General features: G+C 65.5%; 20 protein-coding genes. 8 read left to right on the top strand and 12 right to left on the bottom strand.

Going from position 1 to position 19,814, the window contains the following annotated elements:
- The first annotated feature begins 38 nt into the window (after positions 1-38).
- The 5 genes from NOG11_RS12575 (at position 39) to NOG11_RS12555 (ending at position 6,455) form a co-directional block, all read left to right on the top strand.
- Positions 39-1,493 carry a hypothetical protein gene (locus tag NOG11_RS12575; protein ID WP_256620113.1) on the top strand — a complete coding sequence of 485 codons (1,455 nt, stop codon included), beginning with the start codon at positions 39-41 and terminating at the stop codon, positions 1,491-1,493.
- Positions 1,494-1,499: 6 nt separating this feature from the next.
- Positions 1,500-1,928: a hypothetical protein gene (locus NOG11_RS12570; RefSeq protein ID WP_256620112.1), complete on the top strand. Its 429-nt coding sequence runs from the start codon at positions 1,500-1,502 to the stop codon at positions 1,926-1,928.
- Between the two features lie 573 nt (positions 1,929-2,501).
- Positions 2,502-3,860 (top strand): Na+/H+ antiporter NhaC family protein, encoded by a 1,359-nt coding sequence (locus NOG11_RS12565; RefSeq protein ID WP_256620111.1) that lies wholly within the window; start codon positions 2,502-2,504, stop codon positions 3,858-3,860.
- A 53-nt stretch (positions 3,861-3,913) separates the two neighbouring features.
- The gene (locus NOG11_RS12560) at positions 3,914-4,705 is read left to right on the top strand and encodes an SDR family NAD(P)-dependent oxidoreductase (protein ID WP_256620110.1); all 792 of its coding nucleotides are present in this window, start codon (positions 3,914-3,916) and stop codon (positions 4,703-4,705) included.
- Positions 4,706-4,874: 169 nt separating this feature from the next.
- Complete coding sequence (locus NOG11_RS12555) at positions 4,875-6,455, top strand: alpha-amylase family glycosyl hydrolase (protein ID WP_256620109.1); 1,581 nt, start codon at positions 4,875-4,877, stop codon at positions 6,453-6,455.
- A 75-nt stretch (positions 6,456-6,530) separates the two neighbouring features.
- Here NOG11_RS12555 and NOG11_RS12550 read toward each other — a convergent pair whose 3' ends face one another.
- The 11 genes from NOG11_RS12550 to NOG11_RS12500 form a co-directional block, all read right to left on the bottom strand.
- The gene (locus NOG11_RS12550; protein WP_256620108.1) at positions 6,531-7,325 is read right to left on the bottom strand and encodes an SDR family oxidoreductase; all 795 of its coding nucleotides are present in this window, start codon (positions 7,323-7,325) and stop codon (positions 6,531-6,533) included.
- Between the two features lie 212 nt (positions 7,326-7,537).
- Positions 7,538-8,188: a DUF4167 domain-containing protein gene (locus NOG11_RS12545; protein ID WP_256620107.1), complete on the bottom strand. Its 651-nt coding sequence runs from the start codon at positions 8,186-8,188 to the stop codon at positions 7,538-7,540.
- 277 nt (positions 8,189-8,465) lie between these two features.
- Positions 8,466-9,704 (bottom strand): RsmB/NOP family class I SAM-dependent RNA methyltransferase, encoded by a 1,239-nt coding sequence (locus NOG11_RS12540; RefSeq protein WP_256620106.1) that lies wholly within the window; start codon positions 9,702-9,704, stop codon positions 8,466-8,468.
- 3 nt (positions 9,705-9,707) lie between these two features.
- The gene (locus NOG11_RS12535) at positions 9,708-10,490 is read right to left on the bottom strand and encodes an SDR family oxidoreductase (protein ID WP_256620105.1); all 783 of its coding nucleotides are present in this window, start codon (positions 10,488-10,490) and stop codon (positions 9,708-9,710) included.
- A 78-nt stretch (positions 10,491-10,568) separates the two neighbouring features.
- Entirely contained in the window at positions 10,569-10,790 is a 222-nt protein-coding gene (locus tag NOG11_RS12530; RefSeq protein WP_256620104.1) for a hypothetical protein, read from the bottom strand.
- Between the two features lie 95 nt (positions 10,791-10,885).
- Positions 10,886-11,431 (bottom strand): pseudouridine synthase, encoded by a 546-nt coding sequence (locus tag NOG11_RS12525; RefSeq protein ID WP_370468290.1) that lies wholly within the window; start codon positions 11,429-11,431, stop codon positions 10,886-10,888.
- Complete coding sequence (locus NOG11_RS12520) at positions 11,428-11,820, bottom strand: endonuclease domain-containing protein (RefSeq protein ID WP_256620102.1); 393 nt, start codon at positions 11,818-11,820, stop codon at positions 11,428-11,430. Before NOG11_RS12520 ends, NOG11_RS12525 begins: the two co-directional genes overlap by 4 nt.
- Positions 11,821-11,863: 43 nt before the next feature.
- Positions 11,864-13,339, bottom strand: a complete 1,476-nt coding sequence (guaB, locus tag NOG11_RS12515; protein ID WP_256620101.1) for an IMP dehydrogenase — start codon at positions 13,337-13,339, stop codon at positions 11,864-11,866.
- 57 nt (positions 13,340-13,396) lie between these two features.
- Complete coding sequence (locus tag NOG11_RS12510) at positions 13,397-15,166, bottom strand: ATP-binding protein (RefSeq protein WP_256620100.1); 1,770 nt, start codon at positions 15,164-15,166, stop codon at positions 13,397-13,399.
- Positions 15,167-15,220: 54 nt separating this feature from the next.
- Entirely contained in the window at positions 15,221-15,988 is a 768-nt protein-coding gene (locus tag NOG11_RS12505) for an RlmE family RNA methyltransferase (protein WP_256620099.1), read from the bottom strand.
- 4 nt (positions 15,989-15,992) lie between these two features.
- Positions 15,993-17,030, bottom strand: coding sequence for a Ppx/GppA phosphatase family protein (locus tag NOG11_RS12500; RefSeq protein ID WP_256620098.1), 1,038 nt, complete (start codon positions 17,028-17,030; stop codon positions 15,993-15,995).
- Between the two features lie 65 nt (positions 17,031-17,095).
- On the opposite strand from NOG11_RS12500, the gene NOG11_RS12495 reads away from it, so the two are divergent.
- The 3 genes from NOG11_RS12495 to NOG11_RS12485 all read left to right on the top strand — a co-directional run bounded on the left by NOG11_RS12495 (position 17,096) and on the right by NOG11_RS12485 (position 18,887).
- Positions 17,096-17,557: an Lrp/AsnC family transcriptional regulator gene (locus NOG11_RS12495; protein ID WP_256620097.1), complete on the top strand. Its 462-nt coding sequence runs from the start codon at positions 17,096-17,098 to the stop codon at positions 17,555-17,557.
- 102 nt (positions 17,558-17,659) lie between these two features.
- A complete protein-coding gene (locus NOG11_RS12490; RefSeq protein WP_256620096.1) occupies positions 17,660-18,247 on the top strand; it encodes a BglII/BstYI family type II restriction endonuclease in 588 nt (195 codons plus the stop codon).
- Positions 18,237-18,887, top strand: a complete 651-nt coding sequence (locus NOG11_RS12485; RefSeq protein WP_256620095.1) for an MT-A70 family methyltransferase — start codon at positions 18,237-18,239, stop codon at positions 18,885-18,887. The genes NOG11_RS12490 and NOG11_RS12485 overlap by 11 nt, the downstream gene beginning before the upstream one ends.
- Positions 18,888-18,890: 3 nt before the next feature.
- Here the strand turns inward: NOG11_RS12485 and NOG11_RS12480 are convergent, their stop codons facing one another.
- A complete protein-coding gene (locus tag NOG11_RS12480) occupies positions 18,891-19,772 on the bottom strand; it encodes a polyprenyl synthetase family protein (RefSeq protein WP_256620094.1) in 882 nt (293 codons plus the stop codon).
- Positions 19,773-19,814 lie beyond the last annotated feature (42 nt).

Here is a 19,814-nt window from a genome sequence, read left to right as displayed (position 1 = left end):
TTCTAGGGGGGAGAAGCCCCCTTTTCAGGGAGAGACCGATGAACGACCAGCGGCGTAGAAGCTTCACCCTCGTAAGCGCGGCAGCGCTCCTCCTCCTCGGCACGGCGACGGCCTCGGCCGCCCAGCAGTACGGGGACGAGGAGTGGGGCGGCCAGGGCGGCTATCCCGACCAGGACTATGGCGGCCAAGAGGACGTGCCCTACGGCATGCCCAGCCCCTATCCCGACGAGCAACCTTACGACACGCAGGAGTACTACCCGCCGCAGGGCTATCGCGGTCAGCAGAACGGCTTCGGCCAGCAGCAGAACCCCGGCCCCCTGCCCACCATGGCGGACATCCCCCAGGGCCGCCTGGCCATGATGGACATCAACGGTTTCGGCCAGCCTGTGCCCGCGTACCATTTCGAGCGGCCCGAGGGCTTCAGGATCGACGAGGCGGTGATCGCCTGGTCGCAGCAGCCCTGCACCGGCATGATGCCGATGGAGCGGCTGCGCCTCTCCGGTCCCAACGGCCAGCTCATCCGCTCCGGCGGGCTCGAGGGCTGGGTCAACGGTGTGGACCGCCTGCGCGGCATGTTCATGCAACAGGGTATGCAGGTTCCCACGCAGATGCAGAACTGCCCGGACAAACCCCTCACCAATGCGGCCCAGTACCTACAGCAGGTGGCGCAGCGCACCCGGCCCGGCGCTCGGGTCGTCTCGCAGCGGGCGAGGCCGGACATCGTTCGGCACGCCTATCAGGAGCTGGAGCGCGACCGCGTCTACATGACCCAGCAGGCCCAGCAGGCGATCTCTCAAGCGAGGCTCGAGGCGGCCGAGCTTGTCCTCAGCTACAACGGACCGAACGGCCCGGTGGAGGAGGTGATGCTCACCGCCCTCGGCACGGTGCCCATTCCCCAGACCCCGTTCCCGGTGACGGCCCAGTTCGTCAGCGGGGTGATGTCCCTGACCGCGCCGCAGGGGCAGCTCGACAAGTCCGTGCTGGATCGGGTCTGGAGGAGCTCCCAGCCGATCCCCGCCTATCAGCGTCACCAGCTTCAGAAGGACCTGCAGCTCGAACGTGCCCAGGCGAACGAGATGGCTCAGTTCAGGCAGCAGGCCCAGGCCCGCTACGCCGCTAATAAGCGCCAGCGCCAGTCGGGCAGGTTCTACAACGTCCAAGGAGGGTCGGCAGGCGGCGCTCCCGGCGGCAACACCGTGCTGACGAATAGCTGGGACAGCTTCAACGACCGCATGAACGCCCAGGACAGGATGTCGGCCGATGCGAGCGACACGATGATGGGCACGACCACGGTCTACAACCCCTTCGCCGGGCACGACATCGCGGTCGAGGGCACCGATATGGATGTGTGGCAGGTCCCCGGCGGCGATCTCATCACCAAGCCCCAGGACGAGGGCTACAACCCCGCCGACCACGGTATCGAGGCGACCAAGCTGGAGACCGTAGCTTCCGGCGGAGGCGGCGACTTCTGGGGCGACGCGATCACCAACTGATCGCTGATGAGGGTCGAGGACGGCAGGACGGTCAACGCCTGGAGGGGGCGCAGCCCCCTCTTCGTCGTGCTGCTCCTCGGCATGGTGGGCTTCACCGTCTGGCTCGCGACGCTGGCGCCGGGAAGCTATGTCTGGACCGCGACGACCCCGGCTCTGGCGATCTTTCTGTGGCTGGTGCTGTTCGACCCGAGCATGACGCTGATCATCAGTGATCAGGAGATCGTCTACTGCACCCTCAGCCGTGAACGGATCATCCCCAAAGACGAGATCTCGCTCGTCGAGGTCGACACGCGAGGGGATATCGGGGACGAGGAGGCCGTGATCGTGCTACGCAGCGGAAAAAAGCTGCGTCTCAACCGCTACGCCTTCAGCCACGGCGAGGCGTTGATCGAAGCGCTCGAGCGGCACGGCTACGAGGTGAAGGCGGAGCGGTAGGTCGGTTGTCTCGGTATAAGCGGTTCCTGCCCACGATTTGGGGGCGGAGAAGTCCGAGCTGAGCGCCAAAGTCGAGGCGACTTCGTTGGCGGGAACTGCCCATAAGCGCGGTTCTAGCTTGTTCACCTCTTCCTTCGGGAAGGGCGCTGCGGATGCCTTTTCGGGGCCTTTGCAAACAGATGGAAACGCAAGCGCTGCTGGCTCNGCGCCAAAGTCGAGGCGACTTCGTTGGCGGGAACTGCCCATAAGCGCGGTTCTAGCTTGTTCACCTCTTCCTTCGGGAAGGGCGCTGCGGATGCCTTTTCGGGGCCTTTGCAAACAGATGGAAACGCAAGCGCTGCTGGCTCCTCCCCCTCAGCCTACCGGCAGCTCCCCCTCAGGGAGGGGGAGCGATAAAGAGCAGGCGTCGGTTGTATCTTCCCTCCCCCACGGGTGGGGGAGGTGCCCGAAGGGCGGAGGGGGCCGCTCCCGATTGCAAGAGAGACAAGTGCCCTTTCAGAGCGCGACGATGGAACACGCGCCCAGCCCTCCCCACTTGCACGCCGCCGCGAGCGCGGGCACGACCGGCACCCGATGGAACTTCTGACCCTCCTGCCTCCTCTCCTCGCGCTGGCGCTGGCGTTCGCAACCCGGAACGTCGTCCTGTCGCTGATCGCCGGGCTGGCGGCGTCGGAGCTTCTGATCCTTCAGGGCAACCCCCTCTTGACCTTTCCGGCGCTGGTGCAGCGGATCGTCGAGGTGGTGACCTCGCCGGGCGACGCACAGATCCTCCTCTTCTGCCTCCTGGTGGGCGGTCTCATCGGCCTGATGCGCAGCTCGGGCGGCATTGCGGCAACGGTAGAAAGGCTGGTGCGTTCGGGTGCCGCCTCGACGCCGCGAAGGGCGAGCCTGGCGACGGCGCTGGCGGGCGTGCTGCTCTTCATCGAGACCAATGTCAGCCTGCTGACCTCCGGCATTCTGGGGCGTCCCCTCTTCGACCGGCTGAACATGAGCCGCGAGCGGCTCGCCTATATCATCGACAGCACCTGCGCGCCGGTCAGTGTGCTGATTCTCCTCAACGGTTGGGGCGCCTACGCCCTCGGCCTCGTCAGCCCGTATGTGGAGGATGGCGCAGTCGGCGTGGTGGCGGGCTCCATCGGCCTCAACTTCTACGCCATCCTGACCCTGGTGCTGGTCTTCTTCACCGCCTGGAGCGGCAGGCTCTTCGGCCCGCTGAAGACCGCGAGCACCACCGCGCCGGTGAGCGCCGACGGTCAGGCCGAGCCGACCCTCGCCCGCTACATGATCATCCCCTCGAGCGTCATGGTCTTCGGCGCCGTCGGCTTCATGCTGTGGTCGGGCGGCGGCAATCTACTGGAGGGGGACGGCGCCCAGTCCGTGCTGCTGTCGGTCAGCTTGGCCGTGGCCGTCCTGCTCATCATGCTGACGCTGTCACCGACGTTCAAAGGCCGGAAGCTCGGCGAGATCACCTTCGACGGCATCGCCGAGCTTCTGCCCGCCACCACCGTCATCCTTCTCGCTCTGGCACTCGGTGACAGCCTCCGCGCCCTCGGCACCGGAGAGTTCATCGCCCAGCTCGCCACCGCCTTCCCCGCCCCCTTCGCCTTTCCGGCGCTGATCTTCTTGGCGGCGGCGGCAACCAGCTTCTCGGTGGGGACGAGCTGGGGTACCTACGGCATCCTCATCCCCGTCGCTATGCCGCTGGCGCTGGCGTCGGGCATTCCGCCGAGCCTGATGCTGGCGGCGGTCCTCGGCGGAGGCGTCTTCGGCGACCACGCCTCGCCGATCTCCGATACGACAGTGATCTCAAGCTTGGCCGCAGGCTGCGATCACGTGGACCATGTGCGCACCCAGCTCCCCTACGCCCTAGCGGCAGCGGGGGCGGCGACGGTGCTCTACCTCGTCGCGGGGGCACTTAGCGTCACAGGGTGAACCGAGCCGCCTGCGCCCGCGTTAGCGGTTGGTAGAACGGATTGGAGTTCCCCATGGATCTCGGCATCAAAGGCAGAACCGCCCTCATCACCGGCGGCGCCGGCACGATCGGTCGTCACACGGCCAAGATACTCGCCGAAGAAGGCGTCACCTGCATCCTCACCGATATCGACCAGGACGATATCGACGAGGCCGTCCGCGAGATCGGCGGCGACACGAAAGGCTACGTCTCCGACCTATCCTCGGCCGAAGGGGCGAAGTCCTTCGCAGCCCAGCTCGATGCGAGCCCGGACATTCTGGTCCACGCAGCCGGCATCACCGGCGCCAAGGGCGATCCTCTGGAGGTGACGGAGGATGATTTCATGGAGGCGCTCCAGATCGACTTTCTCTCCGGCGTGCGCATGGCAAGGCACCTCGTGCCCGCCATGGCGGAACGCGGCTGGGGCCGGGTCGTCTATGTGACCTCTGAGAACGTGGCGCAGAGCTACCCGGACGAGGTGGTCTACAACTCGGCCAAGGCCGCGCTTCTCTCCTTCGCCAAGGGCCTGTCCATGCCCTACGCCAAGAAAGGCGTGCTGGTGAACTCCGTGGCGCCTGCCTTCATCGAGACCAACATGACCGACGGCATGATGGAGAAGCGCATGGAGGAGAAGGGCTATGACAGCATGGAAGAGGCGGTCGAGACCTTCCTCGAAGAGGAGCGCCCCTATCTCAAGCTAGGCCGCCGAGGTAAACCCGAAGAGGTGGCCGCCGCCATCGCCTTCCTCTGCTCGGAGCGCGCTAGCTTTGTGGTGGGGTCCAACTACCGCGTGGACGGCGGCGCCGTGGCGAGCTTGGATATTTAGTTCTCTCCCCTCTCCCGCTTGCGGGAGAGGGGCCGGGGGAGAGGGGCCGGGGGTGAGGGCTTCTGAGCGCAGACGTTCGTCGTAGGTCCAACATCACGGCTTCGCCGATCCCCTCACCCGAAATGGAAGATTTCGACCTCTCCCGCGGGCGGGAGAGGTGGGAGAGTACATGACACAACACCCCTGGTGGCGGGGCGCGGTGATCTATCAGATCTATCCCCGCTCTTTCCTCGATACGAATGGCGACGGCATCGGTGATCTGCCGGGGATCATCCGTAAGCTGGACTATGTGGCGAAGCTGGGCGTGGACGCCGTCTGGCTGTCCCCCTTCTACCCCTCCCCCATGCGTGACTTCGGCTACGATATCACGGCGCACTGCGACGTCCACCCCGACTACGGGACCATGGATGACTTCGAGAAGCTGGTGGGTAAGGCTCACGATCTAGGCCTCAAGGTCATCATCGACGCCGTCCTCAACCACACCTCCATCGACCATGAGTGGTTCGAAGAGAGCCGTCAGAGCCGAGACAATCCGAAGGCGGATTGGTACCAGTGGTGCGACCCGAAGCCTGACGGCTCGCCGCCCAACAACTGGATCAGCCGCTTCGCCGACAGCCAGTGGACCTGGGAGCCGCGGCGCGAACAGTACTACCGCCACCAGTACATGAAAGAGCAACCTGCCCTCAACCTCGCCAACGAAGAGGTGGTCGAGCAGCGCCTCGCCTTCATGCGCAAATGGCTGGACAAGGGCGTGGACGGCATGCGCTTCGACGCCGTGACCCAGTACCACGCCGACGAGCACATGCGTGACAACCCGCCTGCCGATCCCGAAGATCATGATATCTCACCGGTGGGCAGCTACTCGACCTTCGCCCACCAGAAGCATCTCTACGACTGCAACGACGAGCGCATCGAGGGTTTCCTGGAGAAGCTCGTGGACCAGGTGCGATGCGCCGGGTGCACCTACACCTATGCCGAGCTCGACGTGCGCTACCAGGCTTACGAGAACCTGGCGCGCTACACGCAAGAGGGCATGCTCGATGGTGCGTATACGCCCGATGTCATGGAGCTCGCGCTTCAGCCGTCGGAGATCGCTCGGGTGTTTGGCGAGATCGACCGGAATAGCTGTCAGGGGAGCCATGTCTGGACCCTGACCAACCACGACGCCAAACGGATGGTCAGCCGTTGGGGCGGTGAGGAGATGAGTGACGAGAAGCGCATCGCGCTGTCCAAGATGGCCGCCGCCCTTGTCTGTACCCTGCCCGGTCAGATCAGCTTCTTCCAGGGCGAGGAGTTAGGCCTGCCCAACGCGCCCTACGGCTTCGACGAGCTGAAGGACCCCCAAGGCATCCGCTTCTGGCCCAAGGGCGGCGGTCGCGACCCGGTGCGCCATCCTGTTCCGTGGTCCGACGGACCGGGTGCTGGGTTTACCGAGGGCGAGGCTTGGCTGACGCTGAGAGACGAGGTGACCGCTTGTCATGCCGAACGGGAAGAGCCACTAGCGACCTGGCGAGAGCTCATCTGTCTACGGCGGAAGACGTCAGCGCTGCGCTACGGCGGCTTGGACGTCTTGGAAGCGGACGATCAGAAGGGGCTGCTGGGTTTCGCGCGGACGCTCGATAGCGGCGAACGCTGCGAGGTTTGGCTGGCGACCAAGGAGGGTGCTGCCGAACTGCCCGAAACGGAAGGCGAAGAGTTGGTTCGCTTCAGTAGTGGGATGGGGTTTGGCTTCCGGATCACTGCAACGTAGGGCGGCTCGCATAGCGTGCCGCCTTCCGGCGTGGGGCGTTGAAGCGGCGGCACGCTACGCGAGCCGCCCTACGGCCTACATCCCGCCAAAGCCGATCAGTGTACCGCCGTCGATGGTGATGTGCTGCCCGTTCATCCAGGCGGCGGCATCCGACGCCAGGAACACCGCTGCGCCTGCAATATCGTCCGGCTCGCCGAAGCGGCGGGCGGGGATCTTCTCCGTGACCATCTTCTCCATCTTCGGGTCTTTCCAGAGAGCCTCGGCGAAGTAGGTTTTCACCACGCCCGGACAGATGCAGTTCACACGGACGTTCTTCGGTCCGAACTCGACCGCCAGGTTCCTCGCCACCTGCAGATCCGCGGCCTTCGAGACCCCGTACATGCCGATCCCCTGATTGCCGACAAAGGCGGAGATCGAGGAGATGATGACGATCGCCCCGCCGCCTCGCTCCTCCATCTTGGGCAGGACGAGGTGGCTCAGCTTGTGGTTCGCCTTGATGTTGCAGTCGAAGATCTTGTCCATCTGCTCGTCGGAGATGCCGCCCGACGGCCCGTAATAGGGGTTCACCGCCGCGTTGCAGATGAGGATGTCGGCGGGACCGAAAGCTCCCTCATGCTGACGGACGAGCTCGCCCAGCGCTTGGTCGTGGGAGATGTTGCAGGCCACCGCCTTGGCCGTGCCCTCCCCCTCCACCTTGTTGATCGAGGCGGCCACCTCCTCGCAGGCATCGAGCTTTCGGGAAGAGACCGTGACCTTGGCGCCGTGCTGCGCCAAGCGCCGGGCGATGGCCTCGCCGATCCCGCGGCTCGCGCCGGTAACGATGGCGGACTTGCCGGAGAGGTCGAAGAGCGTGTTCTGAAGATCGGCCATGGAGCGCTTTCTGTTAGGGCGCTCGGAGGCTTAGCGCCTATCGCAGGCTTGCTCCAAGAGAACCGCACAGTCCTTCGACTGTGCCCTCCCCTTCAGGGGAGGTGGGCGCGTAGCGGCCGGAGGGGAGTTGCAGCTAGCGAAGGCCTTCGTTGATCGTCCCCCTCCGCCCCTTCGGGGCACCTCCCCCTGGTAGGGGAGGAAGCGCAGTCTCGCTACTCAGCAGCGGGCGCAGCGGCTTCTTCGAGTTTGGGCTGCTCACTTTCTTCGGCCGCTGCCTTACGGCTGCGGCGTGTCCGCTTGGGCTTTTCTTCTGGAGCCTCGTCGCTTTCGGCAGTGACATCACCGGAGACGCTGGGCTGGTCGCCAGTCTCCTCCGTGCTTCCAGATGCTTCGACCTGCTGGTCCTCATCACCCTTGCGGCGGCGGCGCCTGCGGCGGGGGCGGCCCTCGTCGCTGTCGTCGCTGGAGGAGGCGTTCTGGTCGTCATTCTCGGAGGACGCCTTGTCCTCGCCATTGGCCTTGATCTCTTCGGACTTCTTGTCCTCCGAAGCGGCCTCCTGGCCCGAGCCGTCCTGCTGGTTCTGCTGGTCGCCCTGCTGCTTCTGCTCCGCCGGTTTGTCCGGCTGCATGCTCTTCATCAGGCGGTAGTAGTGCTCGGCGTGCTGCATCAGGCTTTCGCCGCGGATGCGGTCGCCCGAGGAGAAGGCATCGCGCGCGAGCGCCTGGTACTTGTCGTGGATCTGGGTGGCCGTGCCGCGGATCTTCACCTCCGGGCCCTGGCTGTCCATGGAACGGTTGGGGTTGTTGTTACCCCCCTGGCGGCGGCGGTTCGAGTTCCGCCCGCGTTTCGAGTATTGCGCCATCAGCGTATGGTCTTCGTCCTGTTGCTGTTTGCCCGCGAGCGCTCTTGCGCCCCGCAGGATCAGGCTCCCTTAGCCATGAGACCGCCGCACCATGCGGCGCTGCCGGTCTGTACCGCCCCTTCGGACCCTCAAAAGTCTGTCCTCAAGCTTCGCATCCCGCTCGGGAAGTCATCAAAGCCTGAAAGAGGAAGAGTGACGGCTGAACCTCTCGTCCAAGACCGTAAGACCTACATAGACGCTTCGCGCCCCTTGTCCAACCCCTGTTTGCCCCGAGCGCTTACCTTTGCGTGATCCGGCGCAGGCGCATGAGGGTGAAACCGTCCGTTTCGGAGGTCCAGGGGGTCAGCCGCAGCGCCGAGCCGGTGACGAAGGGCGCGAGCTTCCCGCGGAGCTCCCCGGCCGCTTCGGCCAGCGGCTCTTCGAGGCTGAACTCGCTGTTCTGGCGAAGGAAAGCCGCAACCCGCTCCTCGTTCTCGCTCGCTAGGAACGAGCAGGTGACGAAGACCATCACCCCGCCCGGCTTCACGTAGCGGTAAGCCTCGCGGAGCACCTGGTCCTGCTCCTCCTGGCGGCGCTGAAGATGCTCTTCGGTGAGGCGCCATTTGGCGTCCGGATGCCTTCTCCAGGTGCCGGAGCCCGAACAGGGCGCATCGACGAAGACGAGGTCCATGCTCCTCTCGAGCGCTTCGAGCTTCTCAGGCTCCTGCGGCGGCAGAACTTGCACGTTACGCACCCCGGCCCTGCGCACGCGGTCATGGATCGGCGCCAGGCGCTGGGGGTCGCTGTCATAGGCGAAGAGCTGGCCGGTGTTTCCCATCTCGGCGGCTAGAGCGAGAGTCTTGCCCCCTCCCCCGGCGCAGTAGTCGAGGACCTGCTTGCCGCGCAGATCGCCCACCGCGAGGACGGTAAGCTGGCTGCCCTCATCCTGCACCTCGACCAGGCCCTTGCCGTAGGCCGGGATCACCGTGACCCCCGGTCCCTTCTCCGCAGCGCCCGCGGGCGGGATACGCAGGCCGGTGGGAGACAGCGGAGCAGGCTCGGCACCCAACGTGACAGTGGCCTTGAGCGCCTTATCTCGGTCGCCCTTGAGAAGGTTGACCCGTAGGTCCACCGGCGCGCGCGAAGCCAGGGCTTCGGAGACCTCCGCAGCGCCGTCCAGCCCTTCGAGGAAGGATGGTAGGTCCAGAAGTCCCGTCGGTCCTGCAGTCCGCTCCTCATCCGTAAGAGCGCCGGGACCGTGCTCACCGGAAAAAGCCTCCTCGATGCGCTCCATCGGCCAGCCCCAATGGTCGCGCAGGGTCACCAGCATTCCCCGCCGCCGGTCCTCCGCCGCTCCCGAAGATCGCCATCGGCGCAGCACGTCGAGGCACAGCCCCCGCACGAAGGCACGGTCCTTCGAACCCGCATAGCGGGCACGCCTGCCCCAGTCCTGGATCAGCAGGGATAGGGGCTGCGGGCGCAGCGCATAGCGGTCGAGCACGTCGATCGCCGCCGCGATCCTGCCAGGGTCTCTCAAGGGTCAGCCGTTTCCGATAAAGCCCGGATAGAGGGACATCCCCCCATCCACGATCAGGCTGACCCCTGTGACGTAGTCGCTCTCCTTCGACAAGAGCCAGGAGACGGCGGCGGCCACGTCCTCGGTCTCGCCGAGCCTTCCGTTGGGGATGATCTGGAGCAGCTTCTCGAGCTTCTCCTCGTCCGACCAAACATCCTCGTTGATGGGTGTCTTGATCGCGCCGGGAGCCACGGCGTTGACCTTGATACCGTCGCTGGCGACCTCCTGGGCGAGGGACTTCATCAGCATCTCCGCCCCGCCCTTGGCCGCGGCGTAGTTCACATGGCCCGCCCACGGGATGAAGGCGTGGACGGAGGTGACGAAGACGATGCGGCCCACAATACCGCCCTCAAGGCGCTTCTTCTTCTGGAAGGCGCGGATCGCCTCGCGGGCGCAAAAGAAGGAGCCGTCGAGGTCCACCGACATGACCTTGCGCCACTGATCGGCGCTCATGTCCTCGGCATCGGCATCCGCCTGAACGCCCGCGTTGATGACGACCCCATCGACGCCGCCGAACGCTTTATTCATCGCCGCGAAGGCAGCGGCCACGTCGTCCGCATCGCCGACATTGCCGCCGATGGGCAGGCCCTTGCCGCCATCCTCTTCGACAGCCGCCGCGATGCGCTTCGCCTCGTCCTCGCCGCTATGGTAGCCGATGCCGACCGAGGCGCCCTCGCGGCCCAGGCGGCGGACAATGCCCTCGCCGATGCCGGAGCTGCCGCCGGTCACGAAGATACGCTGGGTCATGCTGGGTCGCCTCGCTGCTCATCCCGCAGGGCAACAGGGATGAGGCTCAGAGGTTCGCTCTCCGGCTCGGCGAGACGCCTAGTGCTGGCGCGTGGCTTCCGCCGACAACCGCCCGACGATGCCGCAGATCACCGAAGCGCCGAAGCCCAAGTAGGCTGTACCCCAGGCGCTCATCCATTCGGAGCTGAAGAACGACACGGCGTTCGGCGTTCCGGCCAGAAGGGCGTAGAAGTTCAGGCTCACCAGCAGCATCAGCCCGGCGGCCCCGGTGAAGAGCACGAAGTTCGATAATGCGCGCATGTCAGGGCCTCCTTGGTTACCGACATCCTTACGATAAACGATATGGAGCAGCCGCGCGAACGGGAACCGCACCTACCGTCACAAGGGCGTGCACCTCAGAGCTCGTTCGGCGACACTTCCCGCCACGCCCCCAGCGCGAGGCCTGCAAGACCGATGCCGCCGATCTGCCAGCGGACCAGGCGCAGCGTGGGGTGGCCGATATGGGCCGTCATGCGCCGGACCTGGCGGTTGCGCCCCTCGGTGATGGTGAGGCGCAGCCAGCTGTCAGGCACGGTCTTGCGCACCCTGACCGGCGGGTTGCGAGGCCAGAGAGCGGGCGGCTCGATCAGCTCGACTTCCGCCGGGGCGGTGGGTCCGTCCTTGAGCGTCACGCCGCGTCGCAGCGCATCAAGCGTGTCGCCTGAGGGTTCACCCTCCACCTGGACGAGATAGGTCTTGGCCGTCTTGGCTCTAGGCGAGGCGATCCGCGCCTGCAGCCTGCCGTCATCGGTAAGCAGCATAAGCCCCTCCGAATCACGGTCCAGCCTGCCCGCCGCATAGACGCCGGGCACGTCGATATACTCCGCAAGCCCTGGCCAGCCCCCTTCCGAGGTGAACTGGCTGAGCACGTTCATGGGCTTGTTGAAGGCTAGGAGCACTATGTTCCCCTCTCCCCCTGGGGAGAGGGGTGAAGGGTGAGGGGGCAGCAGCGCTTGATCTCTGCACGCACCATTTCGATCAGATGATCCCCATGCCGAGCGAACTGGGCGGAAACTCGCAGCACGTTCCACCCATCAGCTCGAAGAACACCCTCTCGCTCCACATCGCGTGCGGCGACTTCTTGTTCGCGATGAATCCCGCCATCCACTTCGATTACCAGGCGCGCCTTAGTGATCGCAAAATCGACAATATACGGACCGATCTGATGTTGCCTACGGACGGGCCAGCCCTCTTTGCGAAGAAGGCGCAGGGTCTGCCATGCCTCTTCTTCGGCGCGGTTCTCCGTCTGCCGTAGCTCTCTACTGAGACCGATGTTCTCGCGTTTGGCCATGGCGCCCCCTCACCCTAGCCCTCTCCCCGGCGGGGAGAGGGAATCACCGCGGCGAGGGATAGTTCGGCGCTTCCCTCGTGATCGATACGTCGTGGACGTGGCTCTCCCTTAGCCCCGCCCCCGTGATGCGCACGAACTTCGCCCGCTTGCGCATCTCGTCGAGGCTGGGCGCGCCGACATAGCCCATCGAGGCACGGATGCCGCCGACGAGCTGGTGGACGATGGCGCCGATGGGGCCTTTATAGGGGACACGGCCTTCGATGCCTTCGGGGACGAGCTTCATCGGCTCGCCCACATCGGCCTGGAAGTAGCGGTCGGCCGAGCCCCTCGCCATAGCGCTGATCGAGCCCATGCCGCGATAGCTCTTGTAGCTTCTGCCCTGGAACAGGAACGTCTCGCCGGGTGCTTCTTCGGTGCCCGCAAGAAGGCTGCCGACCATGCAGGAGCTGGCCCCTGCCGCGAGCGCCTTGGCCATGTCGCCTGAGTACTTGATGCCGCCGTCAGCGATCACAGGCACGCCAGCCTTCTCGGCGGCGCGGGCTGCGTCGTCCACTGCCGTAAGCTGAGGCACGCCGACACCGGCCACGATCCTCGTGGTACAGATGGAACCCGGCCCGATCCCCACCTTGACACCGTCCGCCCCCGCATCGATCAGCGAGCGGGTGGCGTCGTAAGTGGCTACGTTTCCGGCGATGACCTGCGCGTTCGGAAACTCCCGTTTCACCCGCGCGACCTGCTCGGACACTTTTGCCGAGTGGCCGTGCGCAGTGTCGATGACCAGCACGTCCACCCCTGCTTCGATCAGGGCGACGGCGCGCTCATAGCCCTGCGGTCCAACCGTGGAGGCGGCGGCAACGCGCAGGCGTCCCTCACTGTCCTTCACCGCGCCGGGATGGCGCTCGGCGTTCTCCATGTCCTTGACGGTGATGAGGCCGACGCAGCGGTACTGGTCGTCCACCACGATCAGGCGCTCGATGCGGCGGTCATGGATCAGCTCGCGCATGGTCTCGGGGTCCGCACCCTCCTTGACCGTGGCGAGGTCCTCCGAGGTCATCAGCTCCGCGACCTTCTGGTTCGGGTCCTTGGCGAAGCGCATGTCGCGGTTGGTCAGCACACCGACCAGGCGCCCGACACCGGCCTCGTCGCGGTCCTCGACCACCGGGAAGCCGGAGATCTTGCGCTCGGCCATGATCGCCCGCGCCTGACCCAGCGTATCGCCGGGGGTCAGGGTCAGCGGGTTCACCACCATGCCGCTTTCGTAGCGTTTGACCTGGCGGACCTGCTCGGCCTGCTCCTCCACGGTGAGGTTGCGGTGAAGCACGCCAATGCCGCCGGCCTGGGCCATCGCGATGGCCATGTGCGCCTCGGTCACCGTGTCCATGGCGGCGGAGAGGATGGGGATGTTGAGCCCGATCGAGCGGGTCAGCTTCGTTCTGACATCCACCTCGGCGGGCAGCACCTCGGAGGGGCCGGGCTCAAGCAGGACATCGTCGAAGGTCAGGGCGTCGCGTATTTCCATGGGCGCGTATAGCGGCGATCCGGCGAGCTTGCCAAGACCCCCTTCGAGGGTACAGCCCTACCCCGCTTCGCGCGCGTCTGGACCCGGCTTGGCAGGCCTAGCGAGAGCCTGCGTCACCGCGCAGCGCAGCTTGGACGGCCTGATCGGCTTGGCCACGAAGCCGTCCGCCCCAAGCCGCAGGAGCGCGGCGCGGTCGCTCTCGCCCGCATCGGCGGTGACGACCACGACCGGCAGGTCCGGCGGCCCCGCCTCCCCCGCCCTGATCGCCCTGATGATCGTCTCGCCGTCGATGCCGGGCATCCGCCGGTCGATCAGCGCGATGTCGAAGCCGCCCTCCTTCAGATCGGCCAGGGCATCGCTACCCGTCGAGGCGGTGACCACCGAGGCGCCCATGGCCCGCACGAACTGGCACGCCACCAGCAAGTTCACCTCGTTGTCGTCGACGATGAGGGCCCTGACGCCCCGCAAATCGACCGACACCGCCTCATGCTGCTCGGAAGGTGCGGCGAGGGGCGCGCGGCTTGCGAAAGGCAGCTCCAGCCTCATCGTCGTGCCTTGCGGAGAACTCTCCTCGATCCCCACCGAGCCGCCCATCTGCTCGGCCAGATCGCGGCAGATGGCGAGGCCGAGCCCCGTGCCGCCAAAGCGCCTCGAGATACCCTGCTCGCCCTGCTCGAAGGGTTCGAAGATACGCCGCTGCTGCTCCTCAGGCACCCCCTTGCCGGTGTCGGTGACGCGCAAGACGAAGCCTGCCTCGCCGCCCTCGATCACCTCGATAGAGACGCCGCCCCTGTCGGTGAACTTGATGGCGTTGGAGACGAGGTTGCAGAGGATCTGACGGACCCGGCGGTCGTCGCCGTGGAAAGCGGGCGCCACCTCGTCCGCGACCGAGACGGTCAGGCCGAGCTCCTTGCGCACCGCCTCCTCGGCGAAGATGCTGCGCACCTCTTCCACTAACGCGCGCAGGTCGAAGTCCCTCGGCTCGATGCTGGCCTTGCGGGCTTCGATCTTGGAGTAGTCGAGAAGGTCGTTGAGCAGCGTCAGAAGGTGCTCGCCCGAGGCTTTGATATGGGTCAGCGAACCCGCCGTGGCGGCTCTGTCCGCCGTGCCGTTGTCGAGGAGCGCGGTTGTCAGCCCTAGCACGCCGTTGAGGGGCGTGCGGAGTTCGTGGCTCATGGTGGCGAGAAAGGCGTCCTTGGCCTTCTCCGACGCCCTCGCCCGCTCCGCCTCTTCGGTCAGCCCGACCACGGCCTTCTCGGCCATGTAGGCGAGGATGGTGGAAATGCAGGCCGAGGTGAAGAGCGCGAACGAGGCCTGGAAGTAGCGCTGCTGCAGCCGGGAGAGCGACACCCCGGCGGCGATCTCCTCATTGGTGACGCTGAGATAGAACTGACCGGACAGGACCACGAAGGCGGGAACGGCCGAGGCGATGGCCCAGCGCCACCCGCCGATGAACCCCAAGGTGATGGGCGCGATGATGAAGAAGGGGATGAGAGCGCTGTTGATACCCGACTTCATCGACGAGGCGAGAACCCCGGCCACGATCATCGCGCCGAAGGTGAAGCAGTAGAAGCTCGGCGGCTTGTACCAGCGCTGCAGGACGGCAAGGCAGCTCGCGAACAGGATCACGCTGAGCGAGGTGATGTGGTCGAAGGTGAAGCCGCCATAACTGATCGTCATGCCGAACAGGTTGAGGACCTGGACCAGGGCGAAGAGGGGGCAGGTGACGGCGATCGCCCTGTTGCGCATGGCGCCAAGAGGGTCGGTCTGTCCGTCGATGCGGAGAAACCTCTCATAGGCCGTCCAAAGTGACCGAAGCCTTGCCATCACCGTTCCTGCGGTCGCGCCGGAGGAGGATGCACAACTTGGCTTAGAGAGCGGTTAAGCGGTCGTGTCGCTTTTTCGCTCGCCGCGGAAGCCGAGGCCGACCACGTACATCTCCGCCGAATCGGCTCGGCTCGCCTCGGGCTTGGCGTGGTGGACCTTGGTGAAGTTGCGCTTCAGCCGGTCGAGAAGCTCCTTCTCGCTGCCGCCCTGCAGCACCTTCGCGACGAAGGCCCCGCCGGGCGCGAGCACTTCCAGGGCGAAACCCAGCGCCTCGTCGGCCAGCGCGATGATGCGAAGGTGGTCGGTGGGGCGGTGCCCGGTAGTGGGGGCGGCCATGTCGGAGAGCACCACGTCGGCCTGGCCGTCCAGCAGCTCCTTGAGGCGGGCGGGGGCTTCCTCGTCGAGGAAGTCCATCTGAAGAAGCTCGGCGCCCTCCACGTCCTCCATCTCGAGGTAGTCGATGCCGACCACCCGGCCCTTCCCCTTGGTCCGGGCCACGGCCACCTGGGACCAGCCGCCCGGAGCCGCGCCGAGATCCACCACCCGGCCGCCGGGCTTGAACAGGCCGTACTTGTCGTCGAGCTCGGTCAGCTTGTAGGCGGCCCGGCTCTTATACCCCTCCTTCTTCGCGCGGATGACGAGCGGGTCGTTGAGCTGGCGCTGCAGCCACAGGGTCGAGCCCAGCTTGCGGCCGCGGGCGGTCTTCACCTTCACGGAGAGCTCTCTGTCGGCGACCTTCTTCTTGTCGCCCTTCATCCGCCGGACTTGCGGCTCGTCGCCGAGGACGTTGGGCTTGCCGCCGTGGCCTTTCTTCTTGGGCATGGAGCTACTCCGCTGAGAGGGCTGCCGCGGCCGCGGCGTGCCTGGCGGCGCTACGCTCGGCGAGAAGCTCTGTCACCACCCCTTCGCGAAGGCCCCGGTCCGCCACGCGGACGTTACGCAAGCCGGTCGCCTCTAGAATGCCCTCGAGAAGCGCGCAGCCGGGCATGATGAGGTCCGCCCGCCCCGAGCCGACGCAAGGGGTCTCCGCCCTGCCCTCCTGGCCGAGGCTGCGCAGCGCCTTTGCCGCTGCCGCGATCTCCTCCGATCCGAGCCAACTGCCGTCGATCTCCCGCCGGCGGTAGCGCTTGAGCCCTTTATGAAAGGCCGCAAGGCTCGTCGCGGTGCCTGAGGTGCCAATGAGATGGTCGTTGGCCGGATCGAGCGCCGCCAGGAAGCTCCGAGGCCCCTGCTCCCGCACGGCCGCCGCCATATCCGCCCGGACCTTCCGGTAGGCTTCGACGGTGAAGGGCACGGGATGGGCTTCGGCCACCCTCACCACCCCCACCGGAAGCGAGATCGTCTTGCAGAGCTCAGGCTCGTGGTCGTGGCCCACTTCCAAGAAACTGATCTCGGTCGAGCCGCCGCCAATGTCGAAGAGCACGGCGCGCCCGGCCCGGCGGCTGATCAGCGGCGAGCAACTGATAAGAGCGAGCCTCGCCTCCTCCGCAGGGCCGATCACCTCAAGGCGAAGACCGGTCTCCCGGCGCACCCGCTCCAGGAAGGCTGCGCCGTTGCCAGCCGATCGGCAGGCTTCGGTGGCGACGGCGCGCACGCTGGCGACATCCCACCGGGCAATGATCTCGGCGCACTCCTTGAGGGCATCGACCGTCCTGTCCATCGCACCCTCGGCGAGCCTTCCGGTCGCGACCAGGCCCTCGCCGAGACGAACGATTCGCGAGAAGGTGGCCACCACGGCGAAGCCGCTCTTGCGCCTCTTGGCGATCATCAGGCGGCAGTTATTGGTGCCGAGGTCGATAGCCGCCACGGCCCTTCCGCGGCTGGCAAAGGCCCTTTCGGCGCAGGTGGCGGCGGCCCAGCTCATGGTTTCACAGCATGCGCGACAAAAAGGCTTGCCGAAAGGCATACCCTCGCGGCAAACGCAGCGCCATGAAGCTCGACCAGATCGACCGCAATATCCTCAACCATCTGCAGCATAATGCTCGTATCACGAACGCAGAGCTAGCGGAAAAGGTCGGTCTGTCGCCGACCCCCTGCCTGCGCCGCCTGCGCAGGCTGGAGACCGAGGGGATCATTCGCGGCTACCGCACCGAAGTGAACCGCGAGGCGCTCGGCCTGCCCGTGACCGTCGTCATCCTGGTCAAGCTCGAGAAGGAGGACGAGGTCTCCCTGCGCGAGTTCGAGGAGACGGTGAAGTCCAAGCCCGAGATCATGGAGTGCCTGCTCGTGACAGGCAAGTTCGACTACTACCTCAAGGCCGTGCTCCCCACCCTCGGCAGCTATGAGAGCTTCCTCTCCGACAGCCTCCTGCGCACCGACAACGTCGCCAGCATCGAGTCGAGCTTCATGCTCCGCGAGGTGAGCAAGAAGGCCGCGCTGCCTTCGGTCTGAGGTAGGTTGGCGTCGCTGTGCTTCGCCTCTTCCATCAGAACAAATGCGGAACTAGGAAAACTCTCATTCGCTTATCCGGAGCGAATCGGATGGAGTTGGCCAATGTCCGTAGAAAGCCTCGTTCCTAGCGATATTCGCGAGCGTTACGACACTTACGAGTGGCGCAACGGCTTGGCAGTTCTTCATACGGCCCACGCGAACTGCTTCCGGGATATTCTCACCGTCTTGCGCGAGTTCGTCTTCTCGAAGGAGGACGTGCTCACACCAGGGGGCAGCAAATCCGGTATTGCACGAAAGATCGACGGTCGGTTCTACGAACTGGGCTGGGTGGAGAAGACCTACGAAACCGCTGTGATCGTAGATGGCCAACGTCTCGACTCGCCGACCCACAGCGTTGATTGCGTCAAGGACCGGGTGGCGTTGGAACTCGAATGGAACAACAAGGATCCGTTCTTCGACCGCGACCTGAACAATTTCCGACAGTTGTTTGAGCTGCGCGCGATCGATCTCGGTGTCATCATCACCCGCGCCACCGAGCTGCAGCGCATCTTCACCGAACTAGGCCGTGGGTCCAGTTTTGGGAACTCGACCACCCACGTCTCCAAACTGCTCCCCCGACTGGAAGGCGGCGCAGGCGGAGGTTGCCCTATCGTCGTATTCGGTATCACGGAGCGCTGCTATGTCGGCTGAGAACGTTGTCCCCCTCTCCGACGCAGGTCGTGATCTTCTGAAGACGGCTGGCTCGACCCGGTTCGGTACGATCCTCGCCGACCCGCCATGGCAGTTCACCAACCGAACAGGGAAGATGGCGCCGGAGCATAAGAGGCTGAACCGCTACGCCACCATGTCGCTGGGTGAAATCTGTGACCTCCCAGTGGGTCAGGTCGCAGCGGAACCGTCGCATCTCTATCTGTGGGTTCCAAACGCCCTCCTCCCGGATGGTCTTCGCGTGATGGAGGCCTGGGGATTCCAGTACAAATCCAACATCGTCTGGCATAAGATCCGTAAGGATGGCGGCTCCGATGGCCGAGGCGTCGGTTTCTACTTTCGCAATGTCACCGAAATGATTCTTTTCGGGGTCAGGGGAAAGAATGCCCGGACGCTCGATCTCGGGCGCAGACAAGTCAATCTGCTTGCCACGAGAAAGCGTGAGCATAGCCGTAAGCCTGATGAGCAGTACGACCTGATCGAAGGCTGCTCATGGGGACCGAGGCTGGAGTTATTCTCCCGCGGGGTTCGTCCAGGCTGGACCGCATGGGGCAACCAGGCTGAGGAAGACTGGGCACCGGACTGGCAAACATACGCCTTCAACTCAGCTTCTAGCGGATAGCGACTAACTCGTCCGTCCCGCCTGCCAGTCGAGGAGCGCCTCGAGCACGCTTGTGTCCCGCTCGACCTGGCCCAGGGCTGCCCTCGCCTCGTCGTTCACCTGCCGGAGCCGCGCCCGCGCGCCGTCTTCGCCGAGGAGGCCGACGAAGGTGGCCTTGCCCATCTCCTCGTCGCGGCCTGCCGGTTTGCCGATCTCTTCGGCGGTCTGGGTCACGTCGAGGAGGTCGTCGGCGATCTGGAAGGCGAGGCCGAGCTTCTTCGCGTAGGTGCGCAGCGCCGCGGTCTCTTCGTCCGACGCCCCGCCGACGAGTGCGCCCATGGCGGCGGCGCACTCGATGAGGGCGCCGGTCTTGCGGTCCTGGAGGGCGATGATGTGCTCCTCGGTCTCGCCTTCGGGGTAGAGGTCCATCATCTGGCCGCCGACCATGCCGTGGGTTCCCGCCGCCCTCGACAACTCACGGCAGAGTTCGCGGCAGAGCGCTCCCTCATAGCTTGTCAGCACGAAGAAGCTCTCGGTCAAAAGTGCGTCACCGGTGAGGATCGCGATCGCCTCGTCATACTGCTTGTGTACGGAGGGCTTGCCGCGGCGGGTCTCGGCGTCGTCCATGGCCGGCAGATCGTCATGGACGAGGCTGTAGGCGTGGATCATTTCGAGGGCGATAGCAGCCTCCATGGCCCTGTCCTCGGCACCGAAAAGGGCCGCCGTCTCCAGCACCAGGAAGGGCCGCATGCGCTTGCCGCCGCCGGTCAGGGCGTAGCCCATGGCCTCTTGCAGGCGCGCGATGGCGGCTTCATCGCTGAAGGGAAGAAGGGCATCGCTCAAAGCCCGTTCCACCTCGGCGGCACGGTTCTTCAATAAGAGGGCGATATCAGGGAGGTTCTGCATCAGGCGGACCCTAGAAGAAGAAGGGGGAAGGAACGAAGCGCG

Source organism: Parvularcula maris, assembly GCF_024505085.1.
Classification (GTDB): Bacteria; Pseudomonadota; Alphaproteobacteria; order Caulobacterales; family Parvularculaceae; genus Parvularcula; species Parvularcula maris.
Note: the sequence above shows the minus strand (reverse complement) of the source record. Positions and strands in the feature narration are given on the sequence as shown.

Bases quoted from the DNA above. Each gene is read 5' to 3' on its own strand.
- NOG11_RS12520 (WP_256620102.1), bottom strand. From the start codon at position 11,820: ATGGCCAAACGCGAGAACATCGGTCTCAGTAGAGAGCTACGGCAGACG.
- NOG11_RS12535 (WP_256620105.1), bottom strand. From the start codon at position 10,490: ATGACCCAGCGTATCTTCGTGACCGGCGGCAGCTCCGGCATCGGCGAG.
- NOG11_RS12575 (WP_256620113.1), top strand. From the start codon at position 39: ATGAACGACCAGCGGCGTAGAAGCTTCACCCTCGTAAGCGCGGCAGCG.
- NOG11_RS12560 (WP_256620110.1), top strand. From the start codon at position 3,914: ATGGATCTCGGCATCAAAGGCAGAACCGCCCTCATCACCGGCGGCGCC.
- NOG11_RS12495 (WP_256620097.1), top strand. From the start codon at position 17,096: ATGAAGCTCGACCAGATCGACCGCAATATCCTCAACCATCTGCAGCAT.
- NOG11_RS12565 (WP_256620111.1), top strand. From the start codon at position 2,502: ATGGAACTTCTGACCCTCCTGCCTCCTCTCCTCGCGCTGGCGCTGGCG.
- NOG11_RS12555 (WP_256620109.1), top strand. From the start codon at position 4,875: ATGACACAACACCCCTGGTGGCGGGGCGCGGTGATCTATCAGATCTAT.
- NOG11_RS12545 (WP_256620107.1), bottom strand. From the start codon at position 8,188: ATGGCGCAATACTCGAAACGCGGGCGGAACTCGAACCGCCGCCGCCAG.
- NOG11_RS12530 (WP_256620104.1), bottom strand. From the start codon at position 10,790: ATGCGCGCATTATCGAACTTCGTGCTCTTCACCGGGGCCGCCGGGCTG.
- NOG11_RS12550 (WP_256620108.1), bottom strand. From the start codon at position 7,325: ATGGCCGATCTTCAGAACACGCTCTTCGACCTCTCCGGCAAGTCCGCC.
- NOG11_RS12490 (WP_256620096.1), top strand. From the start codon at position 17,660: ATGTCCGTAGAAAGCCTCGTTCCTAGCGATATTCGCGAGCGTTACGAC.
- NOG11_RS12570 (WP_256620112.1), top strand. From the start codon at position 1,500: ATGAGGGTCGAGGACGGCAGGACGGTCAACGCCTGGAGGGGGCGCAGC.
- NOG11_RS12500 (WP_256620098.1), bottom strand. From the start codon at position 17,030: ATGAGCTGGGCCGCCGCCACCTGCGCCGAAAGGGCCTTTGCCAGCCGC.
- NOG11_RS12480 (WP_256620094.1), bottom strand. From the start codon at position 19,772: ATGCAGAACCTCCCTGATATCGCCCTCTTATTGAAGAACCGTGCCGCC.
- NOG11_RS12505 (WP_256620099.1), bottom strand. From the start codon at position 15,988: ATGCCCAAGAAGAAAGGCCACGGCGGCAAGCCCAACGTCCTCGGCGAC.
- guaB (WP_256620101.1), bottom strand. From the start codon at position 13,339: ATGGAAATACGCGACGCCCTGACCTTCGACGATGTCCTGCTTGAGCCC.
- NOG11_RS12510 (WP_256620100.1), bottom strand. From the start codon at position 15,166: ATGGCAAGGCTTCGGTCACTTTGGACGGCCTATGAGAGGTTTCTCCGC.
- NOG11_RS12485 (WP_256620095.1), top strand. From the start codon at position 18,237: ATGTCGGCTGAGAACGTTGTCCCCCTCTCCGACGCAGGTCGTGATCTT.